Origin of the sequence: Flavobacterium sp. (assembly GCF_020217025.1) — a bacterium.
GTDB lineage: Bacteria > Bacteroidota > Bacteroidia > Flavobacteriales > Flavobacteriaceae > Flavobacterium.
In genome coordinates, this window is record NZ_JAIWOF010000035.1 from 1 (window position 1) to 10,000 (window position 10,000).

10 protein-coding genes are annotated in these 10,000 nt (G+C 32.9%); 1 reads left to right on the forward strand and 9 read right to left on the reverse strand.

What is annotated here, in order from left to right:
• Positions 1-121: 121 nt before the first annotated feature.
• Entirely contained in the window at positions 122-478 is a 357-nt protein-coding gene (locus tag LDL23_RS01505) for a hypothetical protein (protein WP_194093791.1), read from the reverse strand.
• Positions 479-620: 142 nt separating this feature from the next.
• On the opposite strand from LDL23_RS01505, the gene LDL23_RS01510 reads away from it, so the two are divergent.
• Positions 621-1,142 carry a CvpA family protein gene (locus LDL23_RS01510; protein WP_291264125.1) on the forward strand — a complete coding sequence of 174 codons (522 nt, stop codon included), beginning with the start codon at positions 621-623 and terminating at the stop codon, positions 1,140-1,142.
• Between the two features lie 3 nt (positions 1,143-1,145).
• On the opposite strand, the gene LDL23_RS01515 is transcribed toward LDL23_RS01510, so the two are convergent.
• The 8 genes from LDL23_RS01515 to LDL23_RS01550 form a co-directional block, all read right to left on the reverse strand.
• Positions 1,146-1,871, reverse strand: a complete 726-nt coding sequence (locus LDL23_RS01515; protein ID WP_291264126.1) for a phosphodiester glycosidase family protein — start codon at positions 1,869-1,871, stop codon at positions 1,146-1,148.
• 7 nt (positions 1,872-1,878) lie between these two features.
• On the reverse strand, positions 1,879-2,640 hold the full coding sequence (locus LDL23_RS01520; protein ID WP_291264127.1) for a tetratricopeptide repeat protein: 762 nt from the start codon (positions 2,638-2,640) through the stop codon (positions 1,879-1,881).
• The gene (locus LDL23_RS01525) at positions 2,640-4,424 is read right to left on the reverse strand and encodes a BatD family protein (protein ID WP_291264128.1); all 1,785 of its coding nucleotides are present in this window, start codon (positions 4,422-4,424) and stop codon (positions 2,640-2,642) included. The genes LDL23_RS01520 and LDL23_RS01525 overlap by 1 nt, the downstream gene beginning before the upstream one ends.
• 18 nt (positions 4,425-4,442) lie before the next feature.
• Positions 4,443-5,627: a BatD family protein gene (locus tag LDL23_RS01530; RefSeq protein ID WP_291264129.1), complete on the reverse strand. Its 1,185-nt coding sequence runs from the start codon at positions 5,625-5,627 to the stop codon at positions 4,443-4,445.
• A gap of 6 nt (positions 5,628-5,633) precedes the next feature.
• Entirely contained in the window at positions 5,634-6,380 is a 747-nt protein-coding gene (locus tag LDL23_RS01535; protein ID WP_291264130.1) for a tetratricopeptide repeat protein, read from the reverse strand.
• Positions 6,373-7,416, reverse strand: a complete 1,044-nt coding sequence (locus LDL23_RS01540) for a VWA domain-containing protein (protein ID WP_291264131.1) — start codon at positions 7,414-7,416, stop codon at positions 6,373-6,375. Before LDL23_RS01540 ends, LDL23_RS01535 begins: the two co-directional genes overlap by 8 nt.
• Before the next feature lie 11 nt (positions 7,417-7,427).
• Positions 7,428-8,432: a VWA domain-containing protein gene (locus LDL23_RS01545; RefSeq protein WP_291264132.1), complete on the reverse strand. Its 1,005-nt coding sequence runs from the start codon at positions 8,430-8,432 to the stop codon at positions 7,428-7,430.
• Positions 8,432-10,000 (reverse strand): hypothetical protein (locus tag LDL23_RS01550; protein ID WP_291264133.1); only part of this gene is annotated, 1,569 nt, incomplete at its 5' end. The genes LDL23_RS01550 and LDL23_RS01545, both read right to left, overlap by 1 nt.

Sequence of the window (10,000 nt, forward strand, 5' to 3'; positions counted from 1 at the left end):
TCGGTTTGAAAAGCTTTTACTTCTTCAATATGGGCTTTAATCGTTTCTGTCATCGCTCGTTGTATAAAGGTGCAAATTTAGTTATTTTTAGTGATTAGTGAAAAGTGATTAGTAATTAGTTTTAATCAATCAATTCTTTCTCTAAAAAGTAGCTTACAATTGCTTCTTTCATTAACACGGCTTGCTCGCCTGCTTTTAGTGGTGGCAATTCTTCTTTTACTTTGTAATGTGGCCAACCGTCGTTGTCGAAATATTCAAATTCGTAGTACCCATAAGGTTCTAACAATCGACAAATGGCGATGTGCATTAAATTTACTTTTTCGTCTTTTTTGAAGGTAGCGTGAATTTTTCCTAATTCTTGCACCCCAATTAAGTAGATGATTCCCTCTAAATCAAGGGTTTCACCATCTGCAAATTTGTTTGATAATATAGTGACAACGCTTTCCCAACGCTGTTTTAATTGTTCGTCTCTAGACATGTTTTATAGATGAAAGAAAAAAGAGAAAAGAAAAAAGACTATTCCCAACTTTCTATATTAGATTTGCAAAGATAATCGATGGTTTTGTTTTTTACACAATCTATCGTCTTTGTTCTTGATTCTTTCATCTATTTTCTTTCAAATGAGTTTTATTGATATTATTTTTGCGGTTTTGTTGGGTTTTGCGGTTTATAAAGGGTTGAAAAACGGACTTTTTGTAGAAGTTTCTTCGTTTGTAGCTTTGATTTTAGGGATTTATTTAGCGATTAAATTTTCAAATTTAGTAGGCGCTATTTTTACTGGATTTGTACCAAGTTGGAATCCGAAATACATTGAAATAACCGCTTTTATCATTACATTTTTAATGGTTGTAATTGGAATTCATTTAAGCGCAAAAATTCTAACCAAATTAGCGGATTTTGCTTTTTTAGGTTGGATAAACAAATTCGCTGGTGTGATTTTTAGCTTATTGAAAACGATTTTAGCATTGAGCATTGTGCTTTTTATTTTTGAAAAAATCAACATCAACAACATGCTACTTTCTAAAGAAACACAAGACAATTCTATTTTTTATAATCCAATTCAGAATATTTCAAAAGCAATTTATCCTACGATTGAGGGTTGGTATGATAGTTTGAAGAAGGAAGTTGAGAGTGAGAAATAATAGTTATTCTGTAACACCGATTATTACACCAAAATTCCCATCGATTTGTTTCCAATTTTTCTCTGGAAGATAGGTTCTTGATACAAATCCATCTAAGTATAAGGCATTTTTACAGCCAAGTTTTTTAAAATATTCGGCAAAATCATAAAAATTGATTTCCTTTTTTGAAATAGCAAATACAATTTGATTGTTTGGTAAAATTCCCACACCATTACGAATATTCAAATTGGTTGAATTCTTTTTAAATGCAGTATGAATTTCGCCATCAATTACCAACATTGGTCCCGATTGCGTTGCGTATTTTATCATTCCATTGTTTATAAAATCTTCTGTTTTGCAAATCATTGGATTTTTGTCCGTTGTTAAATAAAAAACACCATTAGGTTTTAAATAAAAATTGCCATTTCCGTTTAAAGTATCTATTTCTGATTTAATGATTTTATTCTCGATATATAGTCCTTGTGGTGAATTGTCTTTTTTATACATTCCGCCATTCATTGAAAATAGTAGCTTTTTGTTTTTAGTTTTTAGCCAAGAAATTAAGTTTTCAGCATTTTTAAAATGCTCGCCTTTTTCATTTTTCCAAAAAAATTCTAAGTTTTGTTCTTTTGGATTCACAATATAACTTACAAATCTATCATCTTCATTAGATGGTTTACCAAATTGATAAAACCCAACAGAAATTGTTGCTGTGATTAATAAAATTATGAATGTGGCTTTTTTTGACATGATAAAATTATTCCTTCACTTCCTTAATCGCTTCTTTGTCAATCCACGCTTTTGTTTTGTCGGTTAGTTCTACTTGTTTCCAGTTGCCTAATTCTTCTAAAACGAAAACTTTTGTGCCTTCGTGAAGCGTTACAACATCTTCAGAACTATTTTTTGGTTCCGTTTTTAAAGTGGTTGATTCAGCAAAAACGATGGCTGGATTGTAATTTGTATCGAATTTCTTCTGTAAAAAAGCAGAGAAAACGGTTACTCCAATTCCTATTAAAAACAACAAAAACAAACTGAAAAAAGCGCGTTTTAGAAACACGGTATTTCCAAAATAATAGCCTAAAAACGAAAGTAAACTTAGGAAAGCAACAAAAACCGCAATCCAAGCCCAAGTATCATAATGAAATGTACTTGTGAACTCTTTCACCATTTTCTTAAAACCTACTTCTGGAAGGATTTTAATATCGTCTATTGCTGTTTTTTGAGCAAATGACAGATTAGTTTGTATAGCTTCGTCATCTGGGTTTAAAAGCAATGCTTTTTCATAATTGTAAATCGATGGTGCTACTTTTCCAAGTTTGTAATAACAATTCGCAATATTAAAATATAAATCAGCCGATTCGTTGCCTTGATTAGCAATACTTTCGAAAGATTGCAACGCTTGTTCGTAATCGCCTTTGTTGTATAAATCGTTAGCTTTTTTGAAAGTAGCGTCGATGGATTCACTTGCATTGGCAAATGAAATCAAAAACAAAAGGAATAGTATAAATTTATTTTTCATTATTTCAATTGTTTTTCAAGTTCTGAAATTCGTTCCACAGCTCGTTCAAAATCATTGGTCATGGCAATATCGGTTGCTGGAGCGTATCGTGCAAATTCGCAATCGTTCATTAATTCCATAAATCGATTAATACTTTCTTCAGATGCGTTTCTTTGTTGTAATAATTCGATTATATTGTCTTTGCTCATTTCAACCGTTTCGATATGTAATTTGGCTTTCAAAAAGTTGTGTAATGCCTTTTCCATTGCCATATAGAACGGAACTTTGTCGCCCATTTGTTTTTTGGCTTCCGACAAATATTTCTTCACTAATCGGTTATTATTTCTAACTCGGTTTCCAACCATATCAGCATCTTTAGCCTCTTTTTGTTTTTTAACAATCATCACAATCGGAATCAATAATAATGGCGCTAACAACAAACTATAAAATAGTCCCGAACCTAAGAAATCCTCTCTAGAAGCAGAAACAAATTCCGTTTTCAACTTATTAAATTGGAATACTTCTTTTTTCTGAATGGCTTGTTTATTCGTGCTTGGTGTGTTGGCTACAAACGTTGCATCACCTTCAGCTACATCAATAGTGATTTCTTTTGATGTGATGGTTTTATAGGATTTACTTACCAAATCGTAATACGAAAACTCCATCGGTTTAATTGTGTATTTTCCTTTAAACTGTGGAATAATCGTGTATTTGTCCGAAACTTTTCCTACCATACCTGTTAATGGTGTTTGTACATTTTCGGTATGTGATGGTTCGTACATTTCTAATGCAGTTGGCACCACTGGTTTTGGTAAAGTAAATAATTTTAAGTTTCCTTTTCCCGAAACACTTACTTCTAAATCTAACGATTCACCTGCTTTTAAAGCTGTTTTAGAAGGTATTACTTTGAAATCAAAATCACCTACAGCTCCAGCAAAACTTTCAGGTTTTCCGTTTTCTGGAAGTGGTTTTACGTTGATGGTTTGTGTTCCTGTGGAAAGTGATTTTTCAACCATGCGCATTTCGTATTCTCCAAACCAATCGCGACGACCTGTTGGCACCTCAGCATCTAAATCGATTTTGAAAGGTTCTATGGTTTTAGCGCCCGATTCTAATGGATATAAAATCACTTTTCGAAGCACTACCATGCTGTAATCTTTGCCATTGTATTTTCCACGTTCTGCACGCAATTGCTTCATGTCGATATACTGACTCCAGAAATCATTATACTTTGGTGCTTTGAAATTTCTGAAATTCCCAACAGTAGAACGAGGTTCAAAATACAACTTGTAAACTACTGTAACGGGTTCGTTTACAAACGGATTTTTTGTAGATAATTCGGCTACCAAATGAATCCCTTCTCCATAATTCACATTTGTTGGTTGTTGGCCTGGATAGGTTGGCATTTGGATAGGATCGGTAATCGTAATTTTTATAGGTGCTGATTTGTAAACTGTTCCATCATATTCAATTGAAGCAGCACCAATAGTAAAAGTTCCTTTTTTAGTTGGGGTTAAATAGTAAATGACTTGGGTTGAAATTTCTCTTTTTTGGTTCACTCTACCATTTATAATCGTAATTGAAGTTTGGTTTCCTTTATTGATGAAAGGTCCTTCTGCTTTAAATCCGGGAAACTTTGGAGCTACAAAATTATCACCTTCATTATTGATAGAAAAAACCAATTGGAATCGTTCGTTTAGTCCATAAGAACTTCTTTCTGTTTGCGCTTCAAATTTTACTTGAGCGGAAACAGACAAAGCCGATAGAAAAAAAAGTACAATATGTATTTGCTTTAAAAATTTCATTTTCGTTTTAGTCGTTCTTTATTTTACAATAATTGAAAACTCTTTAGACTTTATTGATTTGTGTTGTTGACTAATTTCGTCGTAAAAATAGAAATCTATTGATTTAAATTCTATTTTACCATCCATAATTGCTTTTAACTTATATGTTCTTGAGGCAATTGTTTTAATTTTAGTTTCGTCAATTGTATTCTCATTTTGTATTACATCTGAAACAACCTCAATTCCATTGGGTAATCTCAATTTAGGAATCATTTCGTCTTCTAAAAAACCTTCTCCATAAACTTGAATCTGAACTTCAAAAATTTTATTTTTTCTAATTGAAGCTTTCTCTGGTTCTATAACATCAATTTTATAATTTCCGTAAGGATAAACATAATTATAGGGTAATCTAAAGTTTTCAAAGTTTTGAACCTTTATTCTCTCTGAAACCACTGGAATTATTTTTCTTGCTGCCTTTAAAATACTTTCGTTTTCAATTTCAGAAACTTCTTTATTATAATGAACAATAATTTTATTGTGAATATAGGTATCATATAATTCTTTAAAGCGCAATACGTCAGTCCTAATCACAACACAATTGTATTCTTTTCCGTTATAATCAGCTAAAAAAGGGGCATCGGCATTTTCTGAAATTGAATAAATAAAAAAATCGTCTACATATTCTTTTTCAAAATCTAACTGTATCGAAGATGGCCTAATATCTTTATCATAATACAATTTATATTTTACTGTAATTGGCTGATAGCGATGCGGTTTATAATTTGAAATTTCTGGAATTATAAAAAGTTTGTTTTCTGTATTTAAAGGATCATTTTCAATCGTTTCACCTTTAACATTTATAACAATTGGATTGGATTGATACTCTTTACCATTATAGTCAAAAGTTACTTTTTCTATTGTTGATAATCCAATTCTTTTAGGCTTTAAATAGTACTTGTGAGTTACTTTTGCTGACTTAATTCCATTTTTTATAGTTACCGCACTAGCTATGCTTTTTTGAGAATAAAAATCAAAATCTTTGAACGTTGGCTCAATCAATTCGGCATCGTTGGTGTTAATTTCAAATTCAACCGTTAGTACATCAAAAAAACCTATTTCTGTGCTTGAAACTTTTTCGGAAATAATTATTTTCTCTTCTTGAGAAAATCCCCATTGAGAGTTAAAAGCAAGAAATAAAACAACTATTTTTTTTATAGAATTCATGATTAATTACCAATCTTTTTCATTTGAAACCGGACGTGCTTTTACTTTCTTCGCATTCACTTTGTCCTGCACTTTCTTCTCTGCATTATTAACTGCATCTAAAATATTATCGATGCGTTGTTTGTCGGCGCCACTAGGTTTTGGATTTTCGTTTTTGTCTTCTTTTTTCTCTCCGTCACCTTTGTCTTCTTTTTTGTCTTCGCCTTTATTCTTGTCTTGATCTTTTTTGTCGTTTCCTTTATCGTTTTTGTTGTTTTCTGGCTGTGGCTTTTTATCTTGGCCTCCTCCACCTTTATTGTCTTTTTTATTGTTTTTTGGAGGTGGATTGTCTTTTTTCTTTCTTTTTGCCAAAGCGTAATTGTAACGCGTTTCTTCGTCATTTGGATTATTTCTCAACGCATTCTTATAGGCTTCCGCTGCCGCCTCATAATTTTTATCTAACATGAAGGTGTTGCCCAAATTATGATAAATTCGGTGCTTTTCTTCTTTCGTTTTCGCGTGTTCCAAAGCTTGAATATATCGAATTTGCGCTTCGCCTTGTTGGTTTTGACGATACACACTATTTCCTAAGTTGTATCCAGCAGTTGCTTTTTTAGGTGATTTTTTCGATTCGGTTACACGAAAATCAGCTTCGGCATCAGCGTATTTTTTTTCTTTAAATGACTGATTTCCATTATAAAGATTTTTGTCTTTTTCTTGTCCGAAAAGCAAAACACTATTCAACAATAGCACTATGTAAAGTATCTTACGCATGTTTTTTTTCATTAAATAAGTTCAACTTTTGCACCCATGCTGTTTTTTTCTCCAAAAGGAAAACATCTACTAACAATAATAAAAATCCTAAAGCTAAAAACCATTGATATTGCGATTCAAAATCAGCTATTTGTTGCGATTCGAATTCTGATTTTTCGATTTTATCTAACGACTTTTTCACTTCTTCTACCACATCTTTTGTAGTAGTTCCCACGATATATTTTGATTTTGTATTATCTGCAATTTTCTTTAAAACTTCTGGATATAACTTGGTAATTACCGTTTGTCCTTCTTGGTCTTTTTTATACGATACAATGGTTTCTTTATCGTCACGTAAGGGAATTGGGCCGCCTTTTTCAGTTCCAACTCCAATTGTAATAATACGAACTCCTTTTTCTTTTGCTAATTCAACAGCGTCTTCTACTCCTTCTCCGTGGTCTTCGCCGTCAGAAACCAAAACAATTAGTTTACTAGTATCTTTCACATCAAAGAAATCTACAGCTAATTGAATAGCATCGTTAAAAGCCGTTCCTTGCGAAGATACCATATTGGTATTCATGCTTTGCAAATACATTTTAGCAATGCTATAATCGGTTGTCATGGGTAAGACTGGGTAAGCACTTCCGGCGTAACCTACAATTCCCACACGGTCGTTTCCTAATTGATTAATGATTTGCGAAACGATTTGCTTGGTTTTTTCTAATCGGTTTGGCGCTACGTCTTCAGCCAGCATACTTTTTGAAATGTCGACTGCAAACACAATATCAATTCCTTGACGTTTTACGGTTTCCATTTTAGTTCCCATTTTTGGGTTTACCAAAGCGATAATAATGCAGGCTAATGCCAACAACAAAACTCCTAATTTCAAAGCCGGTTTAAAGCTTGATTTTTCTGGCGCTAATTGATTAAACAATTCCAAATCGGCAAAAGCGGCTTGTCTTTTTCTTTTCCAAAACAAATTGAATAGAAAAAGTGCTACTATTATGGGTAATAGCGCTAATAAATAAAAATATATTGGACTTTCTAATTCAAACATTGTTTTTCTTTCTAAACGATTCCTCTAAAAACTGAATTTCTCAATAACACCTCAACACCTAACAACACAAATGCAATCAACACGAAAGGTTTGTATTTCTCGTCGTAATTGTAGAATTTCTTCTCATCAATTTCGGTGGTTTCTAACTTATTAATTTCGTCGTAAATGGCTTGTAATTTTTTGTTTGATGTCGCTCTAAAATATTTTGCATCAGTTGCTTTCGCAATTTCTTTCATTAAGCTTTCATCAATTTCAACAGGCATATTTCTGAACACTAATTTACCATTCGCGTCTTTTGCTACAGGAAACATCGCTTGACCGTTTGTTCCAATTCCAATGGTATATACTTTGATACCGTATTCTTTAGCAATTTCAGCAGCAGTTCTAGGATCTATTGTTCCTGAATTGTTAACACCATCTGTCAATAAAATGATAATTCTGCTTTTAGCTTTGCTGTCTTTAATTCGGTTGATGGCAGTGGCTAAACCGACTCCAATTCCCGTTCCGTCAGCAATAATGGAATCATCGTATTCAATGGTTTTTAATGATTGTAAAATGATGGTTTTATCAGAAGTTACGGGAGTTCTCGTGTAACTTTCACCTGCATAAACTACTAATCCAATTCTATCGTTAACTCTATCTTGTACAAATGTTGAAGCTACTTTTTTCAAAGCTTCTAGACGATTTGGTTTTAAATCATTGGCCAACATACTACTCGAAACGTCTATTGCCATTACAATATCGATTCCTTTTGTGGTTTTCGATTTTGAGGTTACGTCAACGCTTCTTGGTCTTGCTAAGGCTATGATAATAGAACTCAACGCTAAGATTCGTAAAACGTGTAAAAACGGTTTGGCTTTGGCTAAGAATGTTCGGTTTTGTTTGAAAGGCTCTAATGAACTCATTTTTACCGTTGCCGAAAGTTGATTTCTTTTATAAAATAACCAACCTATTGCTAGTGGTAAAACCAAAAACAACCACAAAAATTCCGGATTTAAAAAGGTAACTTTTTCCATTATTTCTTGGCTTTTCTTAGTTCGATTGAGTTCTGAATTTTCTCTATAATCTGCTTCGCATGTTCGTCTTCTTCTCTATACATAAAGAAAAATTCTTGAGCGCCACCCGGTTGTGACAATACCATGATTTCGTACTCCATTTTCACATCTTCTTCTCTCACAGGGTCCAAAGCCGTGAATGTTCCGTAGGCTTTTTTACCTGAAAGACCTTTTACATTTTCAAATTCACCAGTTTTTACGATGATATTTTTAGCTCCAAAATTTTCTAACTCTTTCAAATCCGCTTCCAATGCTAAATCTAAATCTATCTTGGTGGTGTCTTTGTAAGCGGTTGTAATTAAAACAATTGAGAAATCGTCGGTAATATTTCCATACGCAAAACGACTGGTTGATTTTACGTTTTCAGGAAGATTGTTTTGAATTTTCTCATCAATTGTTCGTTTTAAAACTTTAGGCGATGTAATAATGATTGCAGGTTCGCCATATTCCGAAGTAATCCATTCTTTTTCCAACAATTCTTTGGTAGAATAGCCAAAATAACTGTCTTTCACAAAATCGAATCCTACCGTATAAGTGAAAATTACAATCGAAGCCACCAATAAAAAGGCTGAAATTCCAGCTGAAAGCGCTAAACGTTTTGCTTTTTGTTTTTGCATTTCCTTTTTACGAACTTCTTCAGCAAATAAAATTGCCGCTTGATCTTCCGTTCTTGGTAAGGCTTTGTCTATTACCAACAAGAATTTATCGATAATTTTTTTATCCGTTTCAATTTCAAAAGGTAAGGGTTGCGATTTAGCAAATTTTACCAAATCCGAATTTTCTAATACTCTTTTGAACTTGTCCAATTCTTCACGATTGACAAACATTTTTTTATCGGCAATCGCTTTTTTCAACGCTTCCATTAATTCACTAGAAGTGCTTTCCATCGCTGGAATATGAATCGATTCTTCAATATATGTTCTGGTGATATCAGTCATTTCAGAATAATATTCTTTCACATCACCGCGTTGCACCAATTGTTTTTTATCTAAATTTTGAAGATATGCAATCGCTTTTTCAATTGGCGAAGCGAAAAATTCTTCTTTTTGTTCTTTGTCTTTTTGTAATCTTTTGATGATGAAGTTCGATGCAAATCCAGAAGCTACAATCAACACGAATAAAATTAGGAGTTTCCACCATTCGCTCATCGGTTTTTCTTCTGTAGCGATGATGTCTTTGATATCATACATTTGTTGTTTCGTGGTATCAACTTTTACATCGTTTACCAAAATCGAAAGCGAATCGGTACGGAATTCTTTCTGATTAATTTTCACCAATAATTTCGGAATCACATAGCGTCCCGAATCAAATTGGGTTAACCCGTACTTTTTGATTAATTCGTATTGGTTATCATTTTTTACGGTATCAATTGGATATGATTCCAATATTTCCAAAGCACCAAAAAACTTTCCATCTGGAAAAACGACTTTATCTTTTGCGTTTACTTTTGCTTTGATGGTTAAATTGAATTGCGATCCAATTTTAATTTGAGTTGAGTCAATAGAAGACGAGATTTGTTGGGAAAACCC

Coding starts and splice junctions, on each gene's coding strand:
- LDL23_RS01505 (WP_194093791.1), bottom strand. CDS start 478: ATGTCTAGAGACGAACAATTAAAACAGCGTTGGGAAAGCGTTGTCACT.
- LDL23_RS01510 (WP_291264125.1), top strand. CDS start 621: ATGAGTTTTATTGATATTATTTTTGCGGTTTTGTTGGGTTTTGCGGTT.
- LDL23_RS01515 (WP_291264126.1), bottom strand. CDS start 1,871: ATGTCAAAAAAAGCCACATTCATAATTTTATTAATCACAGCAACAATT.
- LDL23_RS01520 (WP_291264127.1), bottom strand. CDS start 2,640: ATGAAAAATAAATTTATACTATTCCTTTTGTTTTTGATTTCATTTGCC.
- LDL23_RS01525 (WP_291264128.1), bottom strand. CDS start 4,424: ATGAAATTTTTAAAGCAAATACATATTGTACTTTTTTTTCTATCGGCT.
- LDL23_RS01530 (WP_291264129.1), bottom strand. CDS start 5,627: ATGAATTCTATAAAAAAAATAGTTGTTTTATTTCTTGCTTTTAACTCT.
- LDL23_RS01535 (WP_291264130.1), bottom strand. CDS start 6,380: ATGCGTAAGATACTTTACATAGTGCTATTGTTGAATAGTGTTTTGCTT.
- LDL23_RS01540 (WP_291264131.1), bottom strand. CDS start 7,416: ATGTTTGAATTAGAAAGTCCAATATATTTTTATTTATTAGCGCTATTA.
- LDL23_RS01545 (WP_291264132.1), bottom strand. CDS start 8,432: ATGGAAAAAGTTACCTTTTTAAATCCGGAATTTTTGTGGTTGTTTTTG.